The 25,331-nt window shown below is 51.6% G+C and carries 24 protein-coding genes and 1 riboswitch; of the genes, 20 read left to right on the forward strand and 4 right to left on the reverse strand.

The features are described from left to right. Positions 1-55: 55 nt before the first annotated feature. Together A3844_RS31245 and A3844_RS31250 are read right to left on the reverse strand one after the other, a co-directional pair. A complete protein-coding gene (locus tag A3844_RS31245) occupies positions 56-898 on the reverse strand; it encodes an aldo/keto reductase (protein ID WP_074088397.1) in 843 nt (280 codons plus the stop codon). 133 nt (positions 899-1,031) lie between these two features. Continuing rightward, on the reverse strand, positions 1,032-2,237 hold the full coding sequence (locus A3844_RS31250; RefSeq protein ID WP_074100135.1) for an MFS transporter: 1,206 nt from the start codon (positions 2,235-2,237) through the stop codon (positions 1,032-1,034). Positions 2,238-2,436: 199 nt separating this feature from the next. On the opposite strand from A3844_RS31250, the gene A3844_RS31255 reads away from it, so the two are divergent. After that, positions 2,437-2,829 (forward strand): winged helix-turn-helix transcriptional regulator, encoded by a 393-nt coding sequence (locus A3844_RS31255; protein ID WP_074088399.1) that lies wholly within the window; start codon positions 2,437-2,439, stop codon positions 2,827-2,829. A gap of 162 nt (positions 2,830-2,991) precedes the next feature. Continuing rightward, positions 2,992-3,672, forward strand: coding sequence for an S-layer homology domain-containing protein (locus A3844_RS31260; protein WP_074109550.1), 681 nt, complete (start codon positions 2,992-2,994; stop codon positions 3,670-3,672). 15 nt (positions 3,673-3,687) lie between these two features. Here the strand turns inward: A3844_RS31260 and A3844_RS33830 are convergent, their stop codons facing one another. Beyond that, positions 3,688-3,813 (reverse strand): hypothetical protein, encoded by a 126-nt coding sequence (locus A3844_RS33830; RefSeq protein ID WP_279629286.1) that lies wholly within the window; start codon positions 3,811-3,813, stop codon positions 3,688-3,690. A gap of 95 nt (positions 3,814-3,908) precedes the next feature. Then, positions 3,909-4,012: riboswitch (purine riboswitch) on the forward strand. A 168-nt stretch (positions 4,013-4,180) separates the two neighbouring features. Here A3844_RS33830 and A3844_RS31265 point away from each other — a divergent pair. From A3844_RS31265 to A3844_RS31345, 17 genes are all read left to right on the forward strand, one after another. Next, a complete protein-coding gene (locus A3844_RS31265) occupies positions 4,181-4,792 on the forward strand; it encodes a xanthine phosphoribosyltransferase (protein ID WP_074088401.1) in 612 nt (203 codons plus the stop codon). Further along, entirely contained in the window at positions 4,786-6,084 is a 1,299-nt protein-coding gene (locus tag A3844_RS31270) for a nucleobase:cation symporter-2 family protein (protein ID WP_074109551.1), read from the forward strand. Before A3844_RS31265 ends, A3844_RS31270 begins: the two co-directional genes overlap by 7 nt. 313 nt (positions 6,085-6,397) lie before the next feature. Continuing rightward, the gene (locus tag A3844_RS31275) at positions 6,398-7,747 is read left to right on the forward strand and encodes an MFS transporter (RefSeq protein ID WP_083607130.1); all 1,350 of its coding nucleotides are present in this window, start codon (positions 6,398-6,400) and stop codon (positions 7,745-7,747) included. Between the two features lie 26 nt (positions 7,748-7,773). After that, positions 7,774-7,992, forward strand: coding sequence for a hypothetical protein (locus tag A3844_RS31280; RefSeq protein WP_167374795.1), 219 nt, complete (start codon positions 7,774-7,776; stop codon positions 7,990-7,992). A 23-nt stretch (positions 7,993-8,015) separates the two neighbouring features. Continuing rightward, positions 8,016-8,702 (forward strand): hypothetical protein, encoded by a 687-nt coding sequence (locus A3844_RS31285; protein ID WP_074088404.1) that lies wholly within the window; start codon positions 8,016-8,018, stop codon positions 8,700-8,702. Beyond that, on the forward strand, positions 8,699-9,922 hold the full coding sequence (locus A3844_RS31290; protein WP_074109552.1) for a glutathionylspermidine synthase family protein: 1,224 nt from the start codon (positions 8,699-8,701) through the stop codon (positions 9,920-9,922). Before A3844_RS31285 ends, A3844_RS31290 begins: the two co-directional genes overlap by 4 nt. Then, positions 9,909-10,565 (forward strand): hypothetical protein, encoded by a 657-nt coding sequence (locus A3844_RS31295; RefSeq protein WP_074088406.1) that lies wholly within the window; start codon positions 9,909-9,911, stop codon positions 10,563-10,565. Before A3844_RS31290 ends, A3844_RS31295 begins: the two co-directional genes overlap by 14 nt. Next, positions 10,562-10,954 carry a DUF350 domain-containing protein gene (locus tag A3844_RS31300; protein WP_074088407.1) on the forward strand — a complete coding sequence of 131 codons (393 nt, stop codon included), beginning with the start codon at positions 10,562-10,564 and terminating at the stop codon, positions 10,952-10,954. Before A3844_RS31295 ends, A3844_RS31300 begins: the two co-directional genes overlap by 4 nt. 37 nt (positions 10,955-10,991) lie before the next feature. Further along, a complete protein-coding gene (locus A3844_RS31305) occupies positions 10,992-11,972 on the forward strand; it encodes a potassium channel family protein (protein ID WP_341864911.1) in 981 nt (326 codons plus the stop codon). 201 nt (positions 11,973-12,173) lie between these two features. Further along, on the forward strand, positions 12,174-13,325 hold the full coding sequence (locus tag A3844_RS31310; protein WP_074109554.1) for a hypothetical protein: 1,152 nt from the start codon (positions 12,174-12,176) through the stop codon (positions 13,323-13,325). Positions 13,326-13,349: 24 nt separating this feature from the next. Further along, entirely contained in the window at positions 13,350-14,927 is a 1,578-nt protein-coding gene (gene wsfD, locus A3844_RS31315; protein ID WP_074109555.1) for a glycan biosynthesis hexose transferase WsfD, read from the forward strand. Next, positions 14,924-16,462, forward strand: coding sequence for a hypothetical protein (locus A3844_RS31320; protein WP_083607132.1), 1,539 nt, complete (start codon positions 14,924-14,926; stop codon positions 16,460-16,462). Before wsfD ends, A3844_RS31320 begins: the two co-directional genes overlap by 4 nt. A gap of 21 nt (positions 16,463-16,483) precedes the next feature. Next, on the forward strand, positions 16,484-17,734 hold the full coding sequence (locus tag A3844_RS31325) for a glycosyltransferase family 2 protein (protein ID WP_074109556.1): 1,251 nt from the start codon (positions 16,484-16,486) through the stop codon (positions 17,732-17,734). A 44-nt stretch (positions 17,735-17,778) separates the two neighbouring features. After that, on the forward strand, positions 17,779-19,875 hold the full coding sequence (locus A3844_RS31330) for a cellulose biosynthesis cyclic di-GMP-binding regulatory protein BcsB (RefSeq protein WP_074109557.1): 2,097 nt from the start codon (positions 17,779-17,781) through the stop codon (positions 19,873-19,875). Then, positions 19,865-20,719, forward strand: a complete 855-nt coding sequence (locus A3844_RS31335) for a diguanylate cyclase domain-containing protein (protein WP_074109558.1) — start codon at positions 19,865-19,867, stop codon at positions 20,717-20,719. Before A3844_RS31330 ends, A3844_RS31335 begins: the two co-directional genes overlap by 11 nt. Positions 20,720-20,976: 257 nt before the next feature. Next, a complete protein-coding gene (locus tag A3844_RS31340; protein WP_074088414.1) occupies positions 20,977-21,225 on the forward strand; it encodes a type B 50S ribosomal protein L31 in 249 nt (82 codons plus the stop codon). A 493-nt stretch (positions 21,226-21,718) separates the two neighbouring features. Further along, positions 21,719-23,305: a histidine kinase N-terminal 7TM domain-containing diguanylate cyclase gene (locus A3844_RS31345; protein WP_074109559.1), complete on the forward strand. Its 1,587-nt coding sequence runs from the start codon at positions 21,719-21,721 to the stop codon at positions 23,303-23,305. A 131-nt stretch (positions 23,306-23,436) separates the two neighbouring features. On the opposite strand, the gene A3844_RS31350 is transcribed toward A3844_RS31345, so the two are convergent. Next, positions 23,437-24,462: a copper amine oxidase N-terminal domain-containing protein gene (locus tag A3844_RS31350; RefSeq protein ID WP_074109560.1), complete on the reverse strand. Its 1,026-nt coding sequence runs from the start codon at positions 24,460-24,462 to the stop codon at positions 23,437-23,439. A gap of 148 nt (positions 24,463-24,610) precedes the next feature. Here A3844_RS31350 and A3844_RS31355 point away from each other — a divergent pair, with 148 nt between their 5' ends. Next, positions 24,611-25,324 (forward strand): HAD family hydrolase, encoded by a 714-nt coding sequence (locus A3844_RS31355; protein ID WP_074088416.1) that lies wholly within the window; start codon positions 24,611-24,613, stop codon positions 25,322-25,324. The last annotated feature ends 7 nt before the right edge of the window (positions 25,325-25,331 follow it).

Consider the following 25,331-nt stretch of genomic DNA (forward strand, 5'->3'; position numbering starts at 1 on the left):
CAAGCCCTCCTTTCAGGTGAGAAAGGAGGGCTTGGTGAATCGGACGGGTCCCGAATTAAAAGTCGAAATGGTCTGGATCGGGACCCACCCGTTGATCCTGGTTAAGCTGGTCGATCCGGTCCATGTCTCCAGTGCTCAATTCGAAATCGAACACGGAAGCATTCTCGGTTATCCGGTGCGCCTTGGTAGATTTCGGAATGGTAACAATGCCGTGCTGCAGATCCCAGCGCAGAATCACCTGGGCTACAGACTTGCCGTGAGCCGCGGCGATCTCCGCGAGTACAGGCTGATCCAGCAATTGCCCCTGCATCAGGGGTGACCAGGCTTCAATCTGGATGCCCTGCTCCTTGCAGAAGCGGCGCAGCGCCTGCTGGGACAAGTAGGGATGCAGTTCCACCTGGTTGACCATCGGCTTAATCTCCGCATCCTTGAGAATATCCTCCAGATGATGAATCTGGAAGTTGCTGACCCCTATAGCTTTGACCCGTCCTGTCTTGTATAAGGTTTCGAGCGCTCTCCAGGCCTCCTTGTATTTGTCCTTCACCGGCCAATGAATCAAATACAGATCGAGGTAATCCAGCCCCAGCTTCTCCAGACTGGCCTCATAGGCGGCAAGCGTGGCCTCATACCCGAGATCGGCGTTCCACACCTTGGAAGTGATGAACAGGTCTTCGCGGACCAGCTTATTCTCAGCCAGAGCCTCCGCGATAGCCTGACCCACGCCCCGCTCATTCTGATAGACGGCAGCGGTATCCACGCTCCGATAGCCGTGGGCAATGGCTGATTTCACTGCCTGAACCAGTTCTGCCCCTTCCTCCACTTGAAAAACTCCCAGCCCGAGCCAGGGCATATTCACTCCGCTGTGCAAGCGGATCGTATCCTGTAAATGCTGTGCCATAATGAAAAAACCTCCTGAATGGATATAGTATGAGTACGGATGATCTTTCTACTCTACGGTGAGCTGATTGGCTGTAAGCCGAATTAAGGTGAGTGGCAGTGGCAGTGGCAGTGGCAGTCAGGTACTTAGGCAATCATGCTGCCTTGTTCAGAAGCTTATGCTCATCCCTGCTCTCCAGAGCACGGCTCCAAGCGGTAAGAATGACTGCGCCGAATACCATGAGGGACCCGACCCATGCGGTATGAATCAGTCCGATATGATCTGTGACGAGGCCTCCAAGATAGGCCCCAATGGCGATGCCAGCATTGAAGGCGGCAATATTAACGGCAGAAGCAACATCCCGGGCGCTTGGGGCATACCGGTCGGCCAGCATCACCACAAAGACCTGCAGCCCGGGCACATTCATGAAGGCGAGCAGTCCCATGAAGAAAATAGTGATGAGGGCAGCAGCCTTAAAAGGAGCAGTAAAGGTAAGCACCAGCAGAACCACTGCCTGAAAGGCAAACATATAGAACAAAGCGTTCATCGGCTTGCGGTTGGCCGCTTTCCCTCCTATGATATTGCCGATGGCAATGGCTATACCGTAGACAAGGAGAATGACGGCAACCGTCTGTTCCTGAAAGCCGCTGATCTCATGCAGCAGAGGGGATAGATAGGTGAAGACGACGAAGGTGCCGCCGTAACCAAGAGCTGTGATGGCAAAAGCCAGCAGCAGCCGTCCGTTCGTCACCAGCTTCACCTGGTCCCGCAGCGGGGTTCGCGTGCCCCTGCGCAGTCCGGAAGGAATAAGAATCAGGTTGGCGATCAGCGCGACAATGCCAACTGCGGCAATGGCGATAAAGGCGGCCCGCCAGCCGAGCTGCTGCCCGAGGAATGTGCCCAGCGGCACTCCGGTTACGGTCGCTACCGTAAGCCCGGTGAACATGATGGAGATGGCGCTTGCCCTGCGGTCCTCGGTCACCAGATCGGCAGCGATCGTAGAGGCGATGGACATGAACAGGCCGTGCGACAGCGCGGATATGACCCGGGCTACCAGCAGGACGGTAATACCGCCTGCAGTGGCCGCCAAACTGTTGCCGGCAATGAAGAGCAGCATCAGCGCCAGCAGCAGGGTTTTGCGGGAGACGGCTGTGGTCAGTGAGGTCAGCACCGGCGCACCGAAGGTAACGCCCAGCGCGTACAGTGTTACGGTTAATCCGGCTGTCGTCACGGATATATGCAGGTCATCAGCGATGAGGGGCAGCAGCCCGACACTGATAAACTCGGTTGTTCCAATTGCGAATGCACTAATGGCTAGAGCCAGCAGTGCGAGCGTACTTCTTTTTCGATCCAGGGACATGATATTCACTCCTACTATGGTAATCACCGGCCGGTAAGTGTTATTATGAATTATTATAGCGATTAAGGGTAGTACGTACTTTTAAGTAATATAGGTACCAAAAAGTAACTATAGACCAAACTTAGGGAATGCTTCCGAAGCCAGGTTGTACGAAGCTGTTCAGTGAAGGAATGCTAACAAACTTTCAGGAGGGCTGATCATGGCCAAAAAATATAATATATCGGTTGAAGCTACACTCGAGGTGATCGGAGGGAAGTGGAAATGTGTTATCCTCTGCCATCTGACGCATGGTACAATGCGGACCAGCGATTTGAAGCGTCATATGCCGAACATTACACAGAAAATGCTGACCCAGCAGCTTAGAGAACTGGAGCAGGACGGCATAGTGAACCGCATCAGCTACAATCAGGTGCCGCCGAAGGTGGAGTATGAGCTGAGCGATTACGGGCGCACGCTTAGCTCCATTCTTGATTCCTTATGCGCCTGGGGAGAGCAGCACATCGTCAAGGAGTATGGGGATAAATTCACTGTGCTGGAGGACAATGTACTGAACCATAAGAAGACAGAAGCTCACACAGCTGTTATGGAGTAAAAGAAAACCCTACACGCGGGCCGCCTGCAGATTCAGCAGGCGGCCCGCGTGTGCTGTTTGCAGCAAAGTAAAAGGACCGGCTGCAACCTTTTAGCAGATGATCCGTCTGGAAGGATGAAGAGGACAATTAAGGCTTGTAAATCCAACTAAGAGGTGACCCGAATGAAGAAAAATACATTGAAGCAAATCACATTATCGGCAGCAGCCGTACTCACTTTGACTTTTGCCGGACAGAGCTTCGCCGCAGCCGCGACGTTCCAGGATCTCTCCAGCACACCGGTCAAGGATAAGATCGCCGAATTGCAGCAGCGAGGCGTGATCCACGGCGTAAGCGATACGCAATTCATGCCGAATGCGACAATTACAGCCGCCCAGGGAATTCAAATGTTCGTTAACGCTTTTGGTTTGAATATAGACCTGCTCAATTTCGTGAAGGCGCCGCAGGCTACCGACTATTTCGCTAATGCCCACAACGATGCCTGGTATGCAAATGCACTTATTATTGCAGCTAACAACGATATTGGTTTATCTCCTGATCTTAACCCTGCGAAGAACTGGACCCGTGAGGAGTTCACCCATCAGCTGATTCTGACGATCGAGAAGCACAGTAATCTGCCGATGATCAAAATCATGCCGGTAGACATTGCAGACCAGGCAGAATTCACCAACGGTTTTGACGGCTCCATTCAACGCGCGCTGGCGCTGAAGATTTCCAGTCTGGACGGTACCGGCAAATTCCATCCTTCTGCCGGCATTACCCGCGCCGAAGCTGCGGAGATGATCTATAACGCTTTGAAATATATTGATGCTCATCCGGCCCCGGCCGGTGGCCTCCCGGAGTAAGGCGGTTCCCGCCTGTCAGTACGGCAGCAGCAAAACCGCAAGCCCCATGATAGGGAGCTTGCGGTTTTTGCTGCTGAGTACAGGTAGCTGCCGCAGAATATACAGCGATGATAGGGCAGAGCATCCCCGATATTTGAACAAAAATGAAACTCCTATGAAAGACCGGGAATATTCATGAAAATACTTGAAATTCCACTTGTCCGGAACGTAGTAGAGCGTGTAAGATATACAAAGGTTTTAAAAAAATATGAACAACTCATATAATCTTGGGAATAGGGCCCATAAGTTTCTACCGGATAACCACTGCAATTATCCGACTATGAGTGATATAGCGCATCTAGGGTTCCGTTTTTTTGTGCCATAGCATAAAAGAAGCTGGTCCAAGCGATGCGGACACATGTATGTGTTACACCACCAAGGGACAAAAACCCAGAAGGACAGATTCACTTGAGAGAAGCGCTCAAGGGGATCTGTCTTTTTTTATAGACAAGGAGAGGTTGGCTGCAATATGAAAATACTAGAGGAACGCATTAGACAGGAAGGTCTCATTTTGTCGGATACGGTGCTTAAGGTAGACTCGTTTCTGAATCATCAGGTGGATACGCAGCTGGTGCTGCAGATTGGCGAGGAGTTCGGGCGGATTTTTGGACACCAGCCGGTTACCAAGGTGCTGACCGTTGAAGCCAGCGGCATCCAGTTCGCCATGGCAACAGGAATTGCACTGGGGGTTCCGTTCGTGTATGCCAAGAAAAAGAAAGCCGTTACCCAGTCTGAGGAGGTCTATTCGGCCCCGGTCCATTCCTTCACAAGGCATGAGGATTACCAGATCAGCATTTCGCAGAAATACCTGGGTCCCGATGATAAGGTGCTGATTGTTGATGATTTTCTGGCTACAGGTGCGGCGCTTGTGGGGCTGGCGGATATTGTGAACGCATCGGGAGCAGAGCTGCTGGGTGTGGGCTGTGTGATCGAGAAAAGCTTCCAGGAAGGGCGCAGCCTGCTTGAAGAACGGGGTATTGCTGTTCATTCTTTGGCAAGAATCTCGTCGATGTCTCCAGGGGAAATCCATTTCATAAATCACCATACAGAAGAAACCATGAAGGAGAGTGCGGGATGTTAAGCAAACAGAAAATATTTGCCTTGGGACTGCAGCATGTGCTGGCGATGTATGCCGGAGCTGTCATTGTGCCGCTTGTTGTCGGAGGGGCGCTGAATTTAAGCGGAACACAGATGGCTTACCTGATCGCCGCGGATCTTTTCACCTGCGGGCTGGCTACACTGCTCCAGATTATCAGCAGCAAGCATTTCGGCAGCGGGCTTCCGGTGGTGCTGGGCTGTACCTTTACGGCGGTAAGCCCGATCATTGCGATTGCTTCCGGTTCTAACCTGGCAACAGCCTACGGAGCGATCATCATCTCTGGGGTGTTCGTCGTTCTGGCAGCCCCGATATACGGCAAGCTGTTGAAGTTCTTCCCGACAGTAGTTACCGGTTCCGTGGTAACAATCATTGGCTTATCGCTGATTCCCGTCGCTATGAACAATGTGGCGGGTGGTCAGGGCAGCGCTGATTTTGGAGCGCCCCGTAATCTGCTGCTTGGCCTAATTACACTGCTGGTAATTCTGGCAGTGAACCGGTTCACGACAGGCTTCCTTCGATCGGTATCTGTTCTGGCCGGACTCGTGGCCGGAACCGTGATCGGCTATGCAATGGGTCTCGTTCACTTCTCCACCGTGGGCAGCGCATCATGGGTCAGCATTGCCCGCCCGTTCTATTTCGGATGGCCTGAATTCAGCATTACCGCAATCTTTACGATGATTATCGTCAACATCGTCTCCATGGTTGAATCGACTGGCGTGTATTTCGCTGTAGGCAAAGCCACAGACCAGCAAGTGGAGCAAAAGCAAGTCGTAAACGGCCTCCGCTCTGAGGGCCTGGCCATCATGCTGGGCGGCCTGTTCAATGCCTTCCCGTATACGGCATTTTCCCAGAACGTGGGCCTGCTGTCACTGACCCGCGTCAAGACACGAAATGTTATTTTTGCAGCCGGCGGAATTATGGTCGTCCTTGGCCTGCTTCCGAAGCTGGCGGCGTTGACCACCGTCGTGCCGAATGCGGTGCTTGGCGGGGCTATGATTGTTATGTTTGGCTCGGTGGCCGCGTCCGGGATGTCCATTCTCTCCGAGGTCGACTTGCGTAAGGACGGGAATCTCTTGATTGCTGCGTGCAGTATTGCTGTGGGCCTGGGGTCCGCAGTTCTGCCCTCCATGTTCGATCAGCTTCCTGAGTTCGCCAGAATGCTGCTCCAGAATGGGATTGTCTCCGGCTCGCTGACAGCCATTATTCTGAATATCTTCCTGTCCAGAACGCAAGAGAGCACAGCACAGGCTGCCGCAGCACCTGAGGTAAAGTGAAATATTTCAGGTTCTCAATTCTAAAAAGGTTATCTGCCGATTCCGAAATATAATGGAATCGGCTTTTTTTGCTTTTAACACTAAAGCGTTTCAAGGTATAATTTGCTAATCCCGGTGGGTGATTATTTCGGATTCAGGAGACACTATGAGAACTATAAGGCGCTATTGCATAGCGGGCTTGGTATCCATCCGGATAGTGTCATGGACAGCTGGGTTCAGAGAGTCCTATGAATATATTGCCAATTATAGGTCCAGGGCATAGAATTTAATGGGGTTGTAACAGATATATATATTGATAGGGATGGAGTCAAGCATGAATGACAAAGTCGTAATGCCGCTGTGGACCTTTTGCCTGTTCATTGTGGTTATGAACACTACTATGTTCAATGTGTCACTGCCCACCATTATTCAAGATCTGCATATTTCAGCTGATCTCGGTTCGTGGGTAATCTCGGGCTACTCCATTGGTTATGCCTTGTCGACGGTGATCTACAGCAGATTGTCTGATCTGGTGCCCATCCGCAAGTTGCTGACCATTGGCCTGACAACGCTGGGCCTGGCTTCGGTCACCGGATTGTTTGCGCACAGCTTCAATGTTCTGCTGATTACCCGGATTATGCAATCCGCCGGTGCCGGCGTCATGGCGGGTCTAGGGCTGGTCCTCGCCAGCCGGTATGTGCCGCTTGCCAGGAGAGGTGCCTCCATCGCCATGATCTCTGCAGGAAGTGCCATGGCTTTCGGGCTGGGTCCGATTGCTGGCGGTCTGATCAGCCAATATCTCGGCTGGAACGGATTGTTTGGCATTACTTGTCTAGTACTGCTTGTTTTGCCGGTGCTGCTCTATTTGCTGCCCAAGGAACAGCCCAAGGCGGCGGCGTTTGACCTGTACGGAGCTTTACTTACGGTTATCAATGCAGGAAGCCTGCTCGTAGCCGTAACCAGTAAGTCCTACATATGGCTTGCCGGAAGTGTAGTCTCATTCGGGATTCACGCTGTCCATCTCCGCCAAGCCCGGAACTCCTTTATTAATCCCGAACTGCTCCGGATGTCCGGTTATTTAAAGCTCACAGCCATTGGCTTCAGCATTTTAGTGCTGAATCTGGGTAATTTATTCCTGATGCCGCTTGCCCTGGCCAGCGTGTACCATCAATCGGCGCTGATGATTGGCCTTTTTATTGCACCAGGCGCGATTTTGTCGGCATTTTTGACCCGTTTTGTCGGCCGCTGGATCGACCGGTATGGAAATCTGCGTTTTCTGCTCATCGGCCATGGTGTGCTTGCCGCTGTTATGGCGACTTTTGCCCTGAGCCTGTCCGCGTCGCCGTTCGTGCTTTTGTTCGGGTACCTGTGCTTCTCGCCGGCTTTTTCGGCAACCATGGCATCCTTGAACAATGAAGCCTCCGGGATCCTGCCGCGCACCTGGATCGGATCGGGGATGGGGCTTCTGCAGCTGATCCAATTCTTCGGAGGATCAGTCTCTGTTGCCGTCTGCGGATTACTGCTTCATGCCCAGCGGGAAGGGGTACCATCGAGCGCTTACAAGCATGTCTATGGCCTTCTGCTTGCGGTGAGTCTGTGCTCTCTGGGCCTGGTTCTCTTCTATAGACGATCCCGCGGGCCCGGGTTGAAACGAAATGGTGCTAACGACGTATCAGAAACATAATAGTGTTCAGGAAGGATGAGGAAAAAGTGGATCAGGGAATGAATGTCATTCTGTTTGAAAAGATGCCGGATGGCGAACTGCGAATCATTGAGGAGCGGACCTGGAGCATGAATATGATTACGGCTCTGGAGCATGTCAATTATATTGTAGTCGGCAGCCGGGAGTACGAAGCCGTGGAAGGACGGCTGAATGTGGATCAGGGCAAGCTCGAACTACTGCTTGTCCCCATGCGTACGGAAGAATAATGTCAGGAGAGGAGGGTCTCAAATTGGCAAAGGATGAACAACAAAAAGAACCGGCGGCTTCCAGATTATTCACCCCGGACGGCAAACCGATCCGGGTATTGTCCACGTCCCTGGGTATTGCGCTGCTGGCTAATGCTCTATTTATTCCAGGGGGCGTAGGTGCAGCCGGGAGCAGCTCTGCAGATGAGCCCACGCTGGTTTCGTGGTCTACCGAGGAGGTCAAAGCTTATTTTGACAAGAATGTAGACTGGAATATCCCTTACCCGGATGAGAATGCTGGAGAAGTGCTGCAGGAGGGCCAGGGGGTAGTCACCTCGGGGGGCACAACGGTCATCAACAATTACGGCGGCTATAACTCTGGCTTCGGCTGGGATGATCTGCTGCTGTACCACATGCTGTTCAACAGCGGCTCTTTCTATTCTTCAAGAGGCTGGTACAACAACCGCCCTACCTATTATGGAGGCACGCGGAAGGTCTACAAGGCACCCAGCTATAACAGCGGCAGCTTTCAGAACAAGCCGGTGCCCGGCTCCGTGGTTAAACCGCGGACCTCTACCTCGTCCACCGGTTCGATCACCAGAAGAAACACTTCGAGCAAGGCCGGAGGAGTCGGAGGCAAATCCAGCGGTCTGAGCTCAGGCAGCAAGTCCAGCTCCTCGTCAAAGTCCAGCTCCGGCAAGAGTTCAGGCAGGAGCGGTTTCGGCGGATGAGCCCGGCAGACAGCGTCTTTGAGTATATCGATCAGTCGGGGCTGGAACGGGCTCCACGTGTAGAAGAGCTGCACGGGCTCGGATTCACCTGGGCTGACCTGGAGGATGAAGAATACTGGCTGGATGCAGTTGCCGTGATGCGGGGCGAGACCTACAAGGAGCTGGAGGAAGCCTCGGTTAAGCTCTGGAGTATCCTCGACAAGGCTGTCCGTTATGTCCACCAGCGGCATGATTTGTATGAATTGCTGGGTATTCCGCATGTCCTGTGGCAGATGCTGGACGACACTCCGCTGCCGGAGCCGGGGCTGATCAGCCGCTATGCCAGATTTGATTTTGCCATAGCCGGCGACGGTACGATCAAGCTGCTGGAACTGAACGCCGATACGCCAACCGGGTATGTGGAAGCTTCCATCGCTACACCCTGGATTTGCGGGAAGGCCGGAGTGTCGAGCCCGAATACGGGCATGAAGGATCGCCTGGCTGCTGCCTGGGGCATTGAGCAGCCGGATACGGCGGCCTGTGTTGCTTATGGAACACATCAGGAGGATTCCGGCACCATTGAGGCGCTTGTTGCGCACAGCGGTCTGGATATCCGCTGTGTCGACTGCCTGGATTTGTGGATTGATGAAGGGGCAGTCAGAGATGCGGAGGACCGGGTCATCAAGCGGATGTTCGCTCTTTATCCCAAGGAGTGGATGGCGGTGGATGATGGCGGCGAGGCGCTGGCCTACGCCATCGAGAGCGGGCAGCTTCAGCTGTTCAACGGTCCGCACAGCATCCTGCTGCAGTCCAAAGGACTGATTGCCGCCGTGTGGGGGATGTATGAGCTGGGCCTGCTCTTCGGCGAGGAGGAGCGTCAGGCGATAGCCAGTTATATCCTGCCAACCTACAATAAGCCTGTATTCTCCGGCAACTTTGTATCCAAGTCCGTCTTCGGCCGCGAAGGCGGCTCGGTACGGATTTTCGATGACAGCGGATCGCTGGAGCTTGCCGACGAGGACGGCTTCGACAGCAGCGTGCTGTTTCCGACGGTGTACCAGAAGCGGGCGGAGCTGGCCCGAATTCAGACCCCTGAAGGGGAGCTTCACCTGCTGACTGGCATGTTCGTGATCAACGGCGTGCCATGCGGGCTATTGGGCCGCGCGGGTGGACCGATTACAGGCAATGCCAGTCATTTTATCGCGCTAGGAGTGAGGGGGCTTGAAGATGAACAAGGATAGAAGTCGCCGGAATAGAGGGGGCCGCAGGCTCCATTCAGGAACAATGCTTGGCATGCTGCTGATGGCAGTACTGCTGCTGAGCGCATGCTCGGGCAATGCGAACAGTGTGTTTCATACCGATAAGGAGACAACGGACAGTGTAACACGGGTCCCCTGGGATTACCGGGTGGTTGAAGGCACAGTTGGAGATCTGATCGGCAGCGACATGACCGTATTGCCGGACAATGAGCTGCTTCCGAACGACGGTAATTATGCCACCGGCGACAAGATATGGACCTTACAGTTCATGGATGCCGAACTGGTGACGGATGCCGATCAGAAGAACGATATCCGCCTGTCTTCCTGGGATACGATTAAATCGTATGCCGACCAGAAGACGGCCGCAGAAGATTTGGCCCGTCTGAAGGTATCCATTACAACGGATGTGGATCTTGTAGGTGTATACAAAACCAAGTACAAGGATAAAACCAGAAACTTTGCTGTGGTTGAGCTGCCTTCGGGCAACCGGATCAAGCAGCCGATTGATGATAAGCGCTATACGGCGCTGGAGAAACAAAAGAAAGCCTCTGTTGTGCTGGAGGAAGTGCATGATTTCGCCGATTATGATTCGGCCTACGCAAAATTTCGGGGGTGGGCAAATTGACGATTGTGATTAACCTGATTGTCAGCGTGTTGACAATCATTCTGCTGCAGGTACTCGGGATGGTAGTGTTCAGCCTGATGACTCCATTCAAGGACATGGAAGAATTGAAAAAAGGCAACGTAGCCGTAGCTTTGGCGCTCGGTGGCAAGTTTCTGGCCACGGCGATTATTCTGGGCGTGGCCGCGTATACGAATACCTCAATCTGGTTCATGATACTCTGGTTCGCGGTTGGATACGTCTGCCTGATCGCTGCATACTGGATCTTCGAGCTGTTCACACCGGGCTTCAAAATATCCGATCATCTGCAGAAGGGGAATGTCGCTGTAGGCTTGATGCTGTGCCTGGTTTTCATCGGGACAGCGTTCGCCGTCAGCAGTCTGATCATTTAAGCCGATGCATTTTCTACTGCGTCTCTCTGGAAAGCTGATGCGTCTAAGGAAAAAGTCCATTGGGCTGGTCATCCTGGCCTTTATTGTGATGAGTGCAACGATTGCCTTTTTACTGGAGCCAGGAACTTTCCATAACTGGTTTAATGCCTTTTATTGGGTCATGACGACGATGTCCACCGTAGGTTATGGCGACTTTTTTGCCAAATCGGTGACGGGAAAGCTATTTACCATGTTTCTGTATATTTTCGGCATTGGGCTGCTCAGTTTGGTGATCGGGAAGATTATTGATTCCATGGGGGAGTTGCAAAGAAGGAGGGGAGCCGGAACCTTGAGCTTTCATGGGAAAGACCATGTGGTACTGATCAATTGGAACCGCAAAACGCAGGCTGCCGTCGATGAGATTCTCTGCTATTCGCGGGATTGCCGGATCGTCATCATCGACGAGAGCGGTCAGCATCCGCTGCGGCATCTGGAGCATGTCCATTTCATCAGCGGTGATCCTTCCAGCGACGATATCCTGCAGAAGGCGAATATTTATGGAGCCAGGGCAGCAATCATATTCGGGGATACGCGGATCGATGAGGCCTCTTTGACGGATGGCAAAACCCTGCTGATCGCCTCCAGTATTGAGCGGATTGCTCCGCAGGTACATACCACTGTTGAGATCATGCAGGAAAAGAACATCCAAAACTTCCGCCATGTCCATGTCAATGAATTCGTACTTTCGCATGATGCCATTTCAAGACTCGCTGTCCGCTCAGCGCTGCAGGAAGGGAATCCCGAGGTGATTACCCAACTGCTTAGCCGGGAGCATGGGGATGATATCTATGAAGTTCCCCGGGATGCCGCTTGGCGTACCTACGGCGATGCGTTTCAGGCGCTGCTGCTTCAGGGAGCGACACTATTGTCCGACCGGGGTGACCTTGGCATCAACCGCAAGCTGGATCAGCCGATCCCGCAGGAAGCCAGACTCTATATCGTGTCGGATGAGGAAACTTACCGTCAGATCAAAGGCTAGCAGGACGATATCTATCTATATTTCATCCGAAAAAGAGCTGTACAGGTCCCTCAGGAACCTTCGTACAGCTCTTTCTTATTGGAAATTGAATCTTTTATTCAATTAGACACATAATGATCAATTACATAGTTAATTTTGTGACTTATATTACCGTTATATTATATAGATAACAGATGTCTTCTTCCTCGAGGATGTGATGGATTGACCCGAAAACTCAGCGCAGCCACCGCGCTTCTACTCACTCTGCTGCTGCTGACTTCCTGCAGCGGCGGCCAACCAGCCACCGAACCTACCGCCACAGCCAATGAGACGATGACCGCAGCTCCTTCCTCGTCGCCCATAGGCCAAAGTATCGATATCCGTGAAGAAAGGCAGGAGTTGAGCGCATTTATTACGAAGCAGCTTACCGGTCCTTACGGTGTATATACCAATTTGCTGGAGACCGATGAATCCGGTGAAGCGGCCACCGGTCATGAGGTGCTGAGCGAATCGGCTTCCCTTTTGATGAGAGCGGCCGTGCTTGCCAGCGACAAGGAGCAATTTGCCAGCCAGTGGGCATTGGCCGAGCAAACCTTTGATATGGAGGGCGGATTTAGCTATCGCTACAGCCCCAAACAGCAGAAGCAGTATCCTGTGAATGCAGCTGTCGATGACCTCCGTTTAATTGGAGCTTTATATGAGGCGGGTGAGATTTTTGACGAGCCGGCTTATACAGAGCAAGCGGATAAATACAGCCAGCGCTTCTATGGGAATAATGTAAAAGAAGGATATATGTACGATTTTTATGACAAAATTTACAAAACTACGAATGGCTTCATTACATTGTGTTATATTGATTTAGGCACATTGCGAAAAATGTCGATTTCTAACGAATTAAGAGGTATATTATTGCATAACATGGATGGGATTCTGGAGGAGGGCTACCTCTCAGATTCGTTCCCATTCTACGAGACGAGATTCGATTATGGTACAGGAGTTTACAGCTCGGAGAATATCAATACGGTGGAATCCCTCCTGAGTATTCTGCATTTGGCAGAGACGGGTCGGCAGAAGCCTGCAAGTATCCGCTATATCAAGGAACAAGTCGAGGCAGGGACGCTTTACGGACAATATTCCCGTGACGGGAAGCCGCTGAATGAGATAAGGTCCACCGCGATTTATGCTCTGGCGGCTATGATTGGCGCAGAAGCAGGAGACGATGCACTCTACCGGTCGGGAATTTCGCGAATGAACGAATTTCAGGTCCGGGAGACGAACAGTCCGATGTTCGGCGGATTCGGCAATACAGATACGGGACAGGCGTATTCTTTTGATAATCTTATGGCCTTGCTTGCTTATTCTTATTCACTCTAAACCACAGTAACGAAGGTGACCCGCATGATCGATAACAACATAGTAAAAACAACACTTCGGCAGCATATGGTGCTTACCGGACTACGGGTTTCCCCAGCTCTTCTAGCAGCCTTCGGAGTATTGCTGGTTACAGTTATAGCTCTGTTTACAGCTCCCTATGTAGGAATGGCAGACAACGGTGACTTTTTCCGGATCATCTACAGTAATGGGCTGTACTTCAACCTGCCTGATTATGACAGCAGATATTTTGGTTATTTTGTGAAGCAGTTTGGAATCTATCAATACTATAACGAGAATAGTTCCATGCTGGTATCCTCCCAATCCCTATTTATTAAGCTGTCCCTTGTGATCAATAAGCTGGTATTCAGCAAAGAGGTCTTCGATATCCGATTTCAAGCAGGTATTTATACGATTCTGTATGTGACCGGCGTCTATTTATTAATCGAAGCCGTGACCTGCAAAATGTCTCGCACACGGGGGATGATTGTCGCTGCCTTGGCTGTTTTTATATTTGGCGATACAGGCTATACGGCTTATTTCAACTCTTTTTTCAGCGAGAGCGTGGTGATGATCATGATGCTCTTCGTTTTCGCTTCTTGGTTGCTGCTGTACCGCAAAAAATACAATGACTATGCCATGCTGGCACTTTTTGTGGTCAGTACCCTCATCCTGACTACCTCCAAGCAGCAGAACGCTCCTGTAGGCATGGTCATTTCCGTGCTCGCAATACCGCTCATTGGGATTCGTAAAGATCGTATTTTCCGCTACCTTACTGCCGCCTCTATTGGGCTGATGATGATATCCGGAATAGCGACCTATCTGAACATTTCTAAGGAATTTGTGAACATCAACCAATACCATGCGATGACCCGCGGCGTGTTGTTGGAATCGGAGAACCCGGAAACGGAACTCCAATCCTTTGGCATCAATGAGCAATACGCCATTCTGAAAGGGAATACGTATTATGACCAGTACGGTACGGTCGATGTGAAAGCGGGAATTCTGGAGAAGAATTTCTACAGCCACTATGGATTTATTTCGATTTTGAAATACTATATGACTCATCCCGACCAAATGGGCTCTATTCTGAATACCGCTGCCAAGAGCGCTTATACCATCAAACCTGCGGCTATGGGAAACTACGAGAAATCAGCAGGGAAGGAATTCCGGGCACAGAGCAGGTTTTTCACCGGATACAGTCTGCTTAAGGAAAAGCTTGCTCCCCGGACGTTTGGTTTCATTCTCCTGTGGATGGCAGTGGTTACGGGAATCTATATGCCATCCTTCGCAGCGGCGGTCAAACAGCGGGATTTCCGGTCAATGCAGAGATCAATGCTGGTTCTGGCGACCATGCTGGTGGGTCTCTCCGGCATATTTGTATCCATTATTGGAGCGGGCGATGCCGACATCGCCAAACATGAATTTTTGTTCACACAGTCGTTTGATTTGGTGACATTTCTGACCCTGTCGAGCGTCATTAGCCGGGGATTGTTTACTCGCAGAAAACTGCCAACAGCTGCACAGGCGACCCCTGCTGACACCGCTCTTCCTACAATTCCTACAACCGATTATGCGGGACCTGAAAAGGGTGTGAGTGTTTGAAACTTAAAGGGATGGTCAGCCTGCTGCTGCTTATGACTCTATTGTTGCTGCCCGCACCCGCACATTCCGCGGCCGCTCCGCAGCGAGTCTTGCTGCTGTACGACAGCCTGGCGAAGGGGACGGCCCTCGCGGGAAATGTGGCGGAGCTTCAAAGGCTGCTGGCAGCTTACAGCACAAAAGTTACGCTGTCGAGTCTGGATAAGTACGAGAAAGGTGTTCTGAACTCCTACTCCAAAGTAATTACTGTCATTAACCGTTCCGATCTGTCCATTACAAATGAGGCTTATCTGAAGGATATCGCGGACTATCCGGGTCAGTTGATGTATGTAGGATACAATACTCCCGGTCCAATGAAGCAGGCGCTGAGGCTTACTGCTGCTGTATGGCCCGGAGGGAGTGCCAAGCTCTCTATAGGGGGCTTTTCAGGGATTGATCTTAAGGTGGAGGAGATGCCCTATATTGCTGCAAGCCAGGCAGTCAGGACTTATGGCCGCCTGTCTTTTCAGGAGAGCAGCCTGGAGGCTCCTTATGCTGTAAGCAGCGGACAATATACCTACGCTCCTTACCTGAGGCAAGGAGACTCCAGTGTAATGGCGATGGCCTATGTGCTAAAGGACTGGCTTCCTTCTTCCGCGGTTCCCCACACTTATCTGGTGCTTAGAGAGATTTATCCATTCTCTGATCTGGATCTCTTGGAGAAAGTGGCGGACCGGCTATATCAGGAAGGCATTCCGTTCATCGCAAGTGTCCAACCGGTGTTCGGCAATACTGATTTTCCGGCGATGGAACGTTATCTGGAGGCACTGAAAATTGTACAGTCCCGCAATGGCACTATCCTGGTTAATGCCCCTGCCGTGAGACCTCCCATCAACAGCAATGATTATACGCTGCATGATAAAATGAACGCTTTTCTCAATGTGTTGATCAAGAACGGGCTGGCACCGCTTGGTGCGGGTGCGGAAAGCTACTGGAGCTATGACAAAGAATATGCAGAGCGGGGACTGGGCTTTTTTGACTCTGCGGTGCTGTACCCGGATGAGGAAGTCAGGTACATGGACCAGACGAATGTCTCCAAGACGTTCGCCTCCTCTCTCTACAGCCTGACGACGGAGTCCCTGCAGGGGCTGAGTCACACTTCCCACGCGATGCCGCAGCTGCCGGTCAATACGGCAATTACCGCAGAGCTGCCGGAGGATGAAGCCGGGATTAACAAGCTGCTGCAGACGCTGGAACAGCAGTGGATCACTTTTGCCGATTACAAGCAGGGGGCGCACAAGACTGTTACAGAGGAGAATACGGTGGTCTCCGCAGATGGAGTGGTGTCGGTGAACGGCGTTCCCCTGAATGTCGACTATGTCCCGGAGGCCGTAAGCAGTGATTACCAATACAAAGAAGAGCAGATCCGAAGCTTCACCAAGCTGTTCAGTGTGCAGAATAAATTTTTTATCGTTGTTATTATTGCTGCCCTGCTGCTGTTCGGCGGCCTGATGACCATCGGTTACAGGCTGTACCGGAAGAAGTATTTGAAATCATGATAATAGGAGCTAGGAGAAAACATGACGATCTCAGATGTGCTGATGGTAATTGCGGTGATCTGCATCTGGTCCCTGCTGCTGGTCAATGTGGCTCTGATTATAGCGGGCTATCTGTATTACATTACAACCGAAAATGAAGATGTTCCGGAGATTAAGGGCGAGTATCCTTTCGTTACGATTATGGTACCGGCCCACAATGAGGGTGTTGTCATCAGCAAAACCGTCGAATCCCTGCTGGCGCTGGATTACCCGCATGACCGGTACGAGATTATTGTGATTAACGACAATTCGTCCGACAACAGTGCCGAGCTGCTGGGCCATATTCAGAGCCGCGTCCCGGGACGGAATCTGATCATTATCAACACGGATGCGGTCACAGGCGGCAAAGGGAAGTCCAATGCGCTGAACATCGGCTTCACCCGCAGCAGAGGCGAATTGATCGCTATCTATGATGCAGATAATACACCGGAGCGGACCGCACTGAGGTATCTCGTCGCCGAAATCATGAATGATGCCACGCTGGGCGCGGTGATCGGCAAATTCCGGACCCGCAACCGCAATGCAAGCCTGCTCACCCGGTTTATTAATATTGAGACGCTGTCCTTTCAATGGATGGCCCAGGCCGGGCGCTGGAAGCTGTTCAAGCTGTGCACGATCCCTGGCACCAACTTCATTATGCGCAGGTCGATTGTGGAGAGCATTGGCGGCTGGGACGTCAAAGCAATCGCTGAGGATACGGAGATCAGCTTCCGCATTTATATGATGGGCTACCGGATCAAATTCCAGCCCAAATCGGTCACCTGGGAGCAGGAACCGCAGACGGTGAAGGTCTGGTTCAAGCAGCGCACGCGCTGGGCCAAGGGCAATATCTATGTCATTGTCAAAAATATCCCTCTGCTCTTCGACCGTTCGGCAGCCAAAATCCGCTTCGATATCCTGTATTACCTGTCCATCTACTTCCTGCTGCTGATCTCGCTGGTCACCTCCGATCTGCTGCTCGTGCTGCATGCGATGGGCTATGTGCATACCACCATAGCCGGACTCAGCAGCTTCCTGTGGCTGCTCGCAGTTATTCTGTTCGTAGTGGGCATTTTCGTCACACTCACGACAGAAAAAGGCGAGATGAGCCTGTCCAACCTGTGGATCATTATGCTGATGTATGTATCCTACTGCCAGCTGTGGATGGTCGTTGCCGCTTATGGGCTATACAACTATCTGAAAGACGTCATCTTCAAAAGGGAAGCCAAGTGGTACAAAACGGAACGATACTAAGACACCAGCAGGACAAGAAATCAGTGATACAGGAGACCAAGACGATGAACAAAAAACAGATGATGATATGGGTGCTCTGCCTCTCCCTTTTCCTGATCCCGATCCGGGCGGCTTCTGCAGCTGCAGCGGTCCCGGTTGGCGAAAAGCTGATCTATGAGACCGCATTTACCGGAACTGACAGTTCACTTCAGGGAACAAGCTCGCAACAGCAGTATTTTACAGTAATGGACTACTGGAATGTCGAGGGCCTGAAGGTCAATCTGCATTTTCAGATTTCGCAAATAACAGCGGATCAGATCTCCAGTGTTACGCTGTCGCTGAACGGCAGCCCTTTCTACTCCTTCAGACCCTCTCTGCAAAACAACGGGGAACAAAGTATATCCGTTAACGCACCTAAGAGCTTCCTGAAGAATGGGGTAAACACGCTAAGCATTCAGGGGTATCTGCGGACAGCGAAGGAGAATAATCAGGTCTGCTACGTGGACAATACACCGGATAACTGGCTGCATCTGTTCAATACCTCTGATGTTGCGGTATCCTATACCACCAAGGCTCTGAGCGGCGGCATCGGCGATTTCAGCGAGCGTTTCTCCGGTATGGATTATGTGAAAAAAGGCCAAAGCCTCCTGAGCGTACCGGACAATGCCAGTGGTTCCGAGCTGGAGGCGGCCACCTATGCCTTATCCGGCTTCGCCAAGGCAAATACCTTGCCGGGCACAACCCTGCCGCTGCTGCCTTACAGGGAAGAATCGGTTAAGGACAAGGGACTCGTGATTCTGGTTGCCCTGGCGGACCGTGTACCGGGTGAATTGAAGCAGCAGCTGGATTCTTCCGTGGACTTGGCGGGACATGCCCTGATCCAATTGGTGAACAAGAATACGCGGCCTACCCTGGTGGTCACTTCCAAGGATGAGAGCCTGCTGATCAAGGCCGGACGGCTCCTCGCCAGCCGGCAGCTCGTCAGCCAGATCAGCAGCGACACTAAGGTTGTGGATGAGGCCACCGATGTGTCGTCTCCCGCTTTTGCCATCAGCTCTAACGTGACCTTTACCGAAACCGGAGACAAGCTGACTGGTCCGAACCATCAGGAGCAGACCTATTTCGTATCTCTGCCGTCGAACCGCTCGATTGCCGATTCCGGCAAGATCAGCCTGGATTTCCGCTATGCGGAGAATCTGGATTTCGACCGCTCGCTGGTAACGGTGAGCATTAATAATACTCCGGTCGGCAGCAAAAAGCTGACCAAGGAGCTGGCGAACGGCGATATACTGAATCTGGCCATTCCGCAGAGTCTGAATATCACCGGCAACTTCTCAGTGACGGTGGCCTTCGACCTGGAGATGCAGAATGCCATCTGTACCCCGAATACGGGACAAATGCCTTGGGCCTATATCAGCAAGGAAACGGCTATGCATCTGAATACCAAGGACCGGACGGATCTGCTGTTCAATAATTACCCGTATCCGTTCCTGCGTGATGAAATCTTCAACCATGTGGCGGTTGTACTGCCCCAGAAGATGGATAACTACTCTTACCTAAGCCTGTCGAATGTCTTCAATCTGCTGGGCCAATATGCGGGCGGAAATACAGGAGATATCCACTATTACACCGATACTGTCGGTGCGGATAACCTGAAGGACAATAATATTATCGCTATCGGCTCTTATAAGAATAATAAGGTCATTCGTGACAACAATGACAAGCTGTACTTCCGGTACAGCAAGGACGGGTCCTCGTTCATCTCTAATGAGAAGATGAGCATTGATGAGCAGTATGGGGCAGAGATCGGCACATTGCAGCTGCTGGAGTCCCCTTATCAGAGCGGACGGGGCTTTATGGCGGTGACCGGAGCCAGTACGGAGGATATCTATCTGGTCTCCAAGCTGATCGCCAGCGAAAAAGACAAGTGGAAGGTATATGGCGACAGCGTCACCGCCGACAAAGACGGCAATGTCAGCGCGTACCGCTTCAAAACGATTACCGGAGCAGCCAAGGACTCCGTGATTACACAGATTACAGACCGTAGCGATGTGCTGGGATTCGTAGTGGCTGTCGTGCTTGCGGTCATGCTTATGATCGTGTCGCTGCTTCTGCTCCTCCGTAAACATATGAAGAAACGTGGTGATAAGCATGAGACGTAACCGCAGCAGCCTGTTTTCCGATATAGCCTTTTTGGTATTCCTGGTGCTGATCTTCATATGTATCGTGTTTATCGCAGGCTCTTCAGATCATTACATCCAGAATATTATTATTTTAAATATCGCTTTTCTGCTGGCACTGGTCACCTATTTCACCAACGTAACCGCCGGGCTGGTGCTTAATCTTGCATTTATCTTCGGATACGGCTTTTTTGTTCTCTACCAGACGGTGTCGGAGGGGGAGACCATTGGTGTCAATACGTATTTTTGGCTGGTGATGACTCCGCTGCTTACGGTGGTGCTGTGGGTATTCACCTCCACTACCCGGGAGCTGCAGGCCGAGAACGAGCGGCTGGAGAAACGAACGGCTAATCTCGCCACTGTAGACGAGAACACCGATTTGCGCAACACGATATCTTTTCAGAAGGACGCCAGTCTGTTCACAGGGATTTCTACCCGCTACAGCATTCCGCTGACCCTGCTGGTGGTCAAGGTGAAGTACTGGAGCGAAATCCGCCGTCTGATTCCTGAAGATCAGTTATCCGACGCGATCTATGATGTCTCCCAGCTTAGTCAATCCAGTATCCGCACCAATGATGCGCTGTATTTGCTGGACAAGGAGGAAGCCACCTGGGGGCTTCTGCTGTTCACGGACCGTGAAGGGGCCAAGATTGTAATCGAACGGATTAAATTCAAGCTGCAGGAATTGAATGACACGGAGTTCTCTAAGAAATATAAGGTCAATCTGGGGCTGAAAATCGGAGCCGTGCAATATGAGGAAGCAACGATAGAGAATCCGTTAGACTTTATTGTTCAGGCCAAGAAGCAGCTGGAGTATGATGTATAGCCGATAAGTAGTCCGTATCAGTATAGATGGCGATAAGCATGCTGGCGGCTCCCGCGAGCCTGGCTCTAGACCCTGCTGATTGATGGTGGAATGGTGAAGCCGCTCTAACTGGGCTGAGTATTGATTTTGATGGTTGACTCCACGCTCCAGATCACGTATGATAGTATGGCGTGTAAATCTGTGGATTTAGTTATCTCCCTAGAGATCGCTTCATTTTGCCATAGAGATTGTATATGTACGGGAAGGAGGTTACTACAATGAAAGAAGGCATACACCCTAAATTCAACCAGGTGATTTTCCTGGATGCCAGCGTAGGTTTCAAATTCCTGAGCTCGTCCACTAAATCGTCCGGTGAAACTATGGAATGGGAAGACGGCAACACTTATCCAGTGATCCGTGTGGACTCCAGCTCCGCATCCCACCCGTTCTACACTGGTAAACAAAGAGATACCGAAACTGGCGGCCGTGTTGACAAGTTCAAACAACGGTTGGCTCAGAAGAAATAATAGTTTGGCCACAGAGGATATTCCGCAGCCATGCAGATGGCGGATGGGAGATCCTCTTTTTTTTGTACAAGCTGCTTATCAACCGCAGATTTCGGGTAATAATAAGCAGGTGGGAAGTGGAAGGTGTCAATTATAGCGTTTGGAACGGCATGTAATGTGTTTTCCGAAAGGTAGTTGATTTCACCCATGTACTATCTGAAAGGCAAAAACAAATCGAGATGGCGTCGATTGTTTACCGGAAAAGTACCCTAGCCTCTGGAACCTGGCATAACTAAACATTCACTTCTCACCTTTTGAAGACTCTGCGGGCTGCCCGCAGGGTCTTCGTTGTGTTTCGAAGGCACAGAGCTGGCTGAAGAACCAGTGGTTCCCTTTGACCTGTACGCGAAGCAAATGTCCCGTGACATCCGGAGTTTTTGTAAGTATCATTCATTTGTGTGAAAGAGTAGGATATAATAAGGCAAAGTGATCTCAAAAATAGGAGAAATATGACATGCCGTGGATGCAGGGTTATCCGTTTTATCTATTGATGGGCTGTGTTCTAAGTCTCTATATGGGTGTCAGTTCATATAAGTACCGCTCCACGCCGGGAAGACGTTATTTATGGATCTTAATGCTGCTGGTCAGCTTGATCTTTGCGGCTACAGCCGGAGAGATCATATCGGTTTCTTTTCAGGCCAAGCTTTGGTGGAAGAATCTGCAGCAGCCCCCGCTATTTCTAAGCACGATCTTTACTTACGCGGTAATCAAAGAGTATGTGTCCCGTTCTGTGGAGGGGCTGGCCAGGAGGCTTGCCCTCTTCTGCATTCCGGTTGCCCTGGATGTGGCGCTGATCTTTACCGATTCGTATCATCACCTGATGCGCAGCGGGATAGGACTTGCCACCGTGGCGGGCGTCACCGGAATAGTAGTTCATCCCACGGTGCTGAGTATGATACTGATTGCCTATGACCAGATGTTCGGGTTATATGCTGTTTATTTACTGGCTTTATCCTTACTGAACTCCCCCAAATATTATTTTCGCCGGAATCTAATGTTGCTGGGAGGGCTGCTGATTCCGGTTCTATCAGTGTTTTTGCTGCCGCTTCTCAGAATTACCATTACAGGCTTCACGGCATTTACTTATCTGCCGCCGATTCTTGCCGGATACCTCAGCATTTTCCGCGATCCGCGGCTGTCGCTGTATCCTCTGGCCAAGAGTAAAATCTTTGAGAATATGAAAGACGGCATTGTGCTGACGGACCGCTATGACAACATTATTGATATAAATGAGGCAGCTGACTCTATGCTGCGCAGCTTGCTGAAAGAGCAGCAGGAGCCCAGGAACAACACCTGGATGGGCAGGAGTATCCATCTGCTGCTGAACCGCTATGAAGATATCGCATCACAATATTCCAAACGCATCGAGGGGCAATTCGAAATTAAAGCGCCTGGCGAGGAGGGTGCCTGGTTTGGCGTCTCTCTCATTGCCACTGAACGGGGCAAGGCCGAAACTACGGGGATGCTCATGGTATTCAGTGACCTCAGCGAGAAGAAACGTTATGAACGTGAACTGCTCCATCAGGCGACAGTGGATGATCTGACCGGCCTCTATAACCGGAGGCACTTCATGCGTCTGTTACAGCAGTATCCTGTACGGGACGGAGCGGGACTAGCACTGCTTCTGTTCGACATAGACGATTTTAAATTGATTAACGATACATACGGGCATATGGCTGGCGATCTGGCACTGGTGAACTTCTCCCGCAAGATCCTTGCGGAATATGAGAATAAGGGGATTGCTGGCAGGGTGGGCGGCGAAGAGTTCGCCGTGTGCTTCTTCACAGGCAGTGAGAACGAGGCACTGAAAGAGGCAGAGTGCTTCCGGGAAACGATGGGCGGGCATGTGGTCCATCTGGGCGAGGGACACAGTATCAGGCTTACGGTCAGCATCGGAATTGCCTTTACGGAGCGCAGCGATGTAACCTTTGAGGATCTGTACCGCCAGGCCGATGAAGCGCTGTATCTATCCAAGGCCACCGGCAAGAACAGAGTTACGCTGGGCCGCGAGCCGGCCATTCGGGAAGCACTTAAAGGATGAGTACATAGAATAAATGATTTGAGGCACCTATCAAATAGCCGCGACTCTGCAATTTTGCAGAGCACCGCGGCTTTTTTTTGAAATACAAGGATTTATAGGGTTCACGCTATTGCGAGCGCACAAGCCTAATGTTACTCCGTCTCCAAGACCACCTTCAGGGCCGTTCCCGTTGGAGGCAGGCTTCGGGTCAGGAAGGGACTATAGAACCCGATAACCTTGGCGCCCTCGGTGAGATCGGCGGAAGATACAGCTTCTCCGCTTGAATTGATGATAACAGTAGCCTCCGTCAGGCGAAGCACAACTTCATTTTGTGATTTCCCGCTCAGTGCACTGCCGCGGATACGGATGCTGGCTGTACCATCCCCGGCGGTAATGACTTGCTGGATGGTGCCTGCCGTGCCCAGAAATTCGTCTGGTGATTCCGCGTCCAGTACAGTAATCTGGTAGGCCGGAGTTTGCGGAGGCAAGCTGCGGGTAGAGATCAGGGAGTGCTGAGCCTCAATAGTCATGCCGATGTGAAGCTCGTTGAAGGCCAGCGCCGAGCCGTCTTTGCGGACAAGCCGGGTATCCTTCCCAACGTTCAGAACGATTCCCTCTGTACCGATCCCCCGGATATGCACGGCCTGGTAGTTGTCCGCATCGGTAATAGAAGTAATCACGCCGGTCTCACTGAGACCATCTGCTGCCGGACGAATCAGAATCTGTTGTCCCTCCACGGTTACCGCTTGCCGCAGCACTTTACTTATAAAAGAGGCGGGGACATACAGCTTGCCCTGCTTTGTTTGCGGAGCTGTACCGAGTGTGATGTATCTTTTATTGATTGTATAACGGTCTTGGCCACTTTTTACTGTAGTGAAAATGCTCCCCTTATTCAGGTCTACGGCCTTCGTCTGCGCATTCCAGGCGACCGTGAAGCCAAGCGCACCGGCAACAGCGCGAAGAGGAACCAGCGGCTCTTTGCTGCCGGAAGGCTGGTAGCCGGACTCCGAAAGAGCAGTCCCGCTCAGGGATATCGAGAATATAGCAGCCACAGATGAGGATGCCTTTACGGCGCTGAAGTGTGTGGATGAAGCGCTAGGGGCAGCAGAGACCCCTCCGGTGGTAAGGGCAAGCGACAGGGTTAGCAGGATAGCACTTGTTTTTAGGATGACGTTCATGACGGATGCTCCTTTGGTTCAGATTCTCTGGTGCCGGGTCTATTAACCTCTAAACGTCAGGATATGGGATTTTGTTGCATAAGTCCCATATCCGTTTAGAATGAAAATATTAACAATAGCTTCAATACAGACGCTTAGGAGGGGAACTATGTATCAGACATATATTTTTGATCTATATGGCACGCTGATTGACATTAAGACGGACGAGGAGCAACCCGGAGTCTGGGAGCGGCTCGCGCTCCACTTCGGTTATCATGGCCTGACTATTACCGGAGAGGAGCTGCAGCAGCGGTTTCTGCTGGAACGGGATCGTCAGCTTGCCGCTGCTGCACAGCACTGTGAGTTCCCGGATTTTGTGATGGAGGAGGTCTTCCGGGAGGTAGCCCGGTATTTGGGCGGGAACCCTGGACAAGCCTGGCTGCACGAAACCGTAAGATGGCTGCGCACCTTATCCATGATTAAGATCTCCCTGTATGACGGGGTTGAGGAAATACTGCGGCACCTGAGATCGCGGGGCAAGAAGGTGTTCTTGCTCTCCAACGGCCAGAAAACCTTCATCGAAGCAGAACTGACCATGCTGGGTATTCTGCATTTATTCGACGGGGTTGCGATATCCTCGGAGGCAGGCATCAGCAAACCTGATCCGCTGTTTTACCGCTATTTGACAGAGAAGTACGGGGCTGATCTAAGCTCGGCTGTTATGATCGGCAATGATCCGCGTACAGACATGACAGGTGCGGCGGCAGTGGGAATTGATTCCTGCTTCATTCGTACGGCTTCCTCTCCGGCTGACGTTCCGGTGCAGAGCACCGTCCAAATCTGGGATGGCGATTTGCGCAAAATCCCTGGCTGGAACCTGTAGCTTTCTG

This window comes from Paenibacillus helianthi, assembly GCF_001909055.1.
GTDB classification, from domain to species: Bacteria; Bacillota; Bacilli; order Paenibacillales; family Paenibacillaceae; genus Paenibacillus_AQ; species Paenibacillus_AQ helianthi.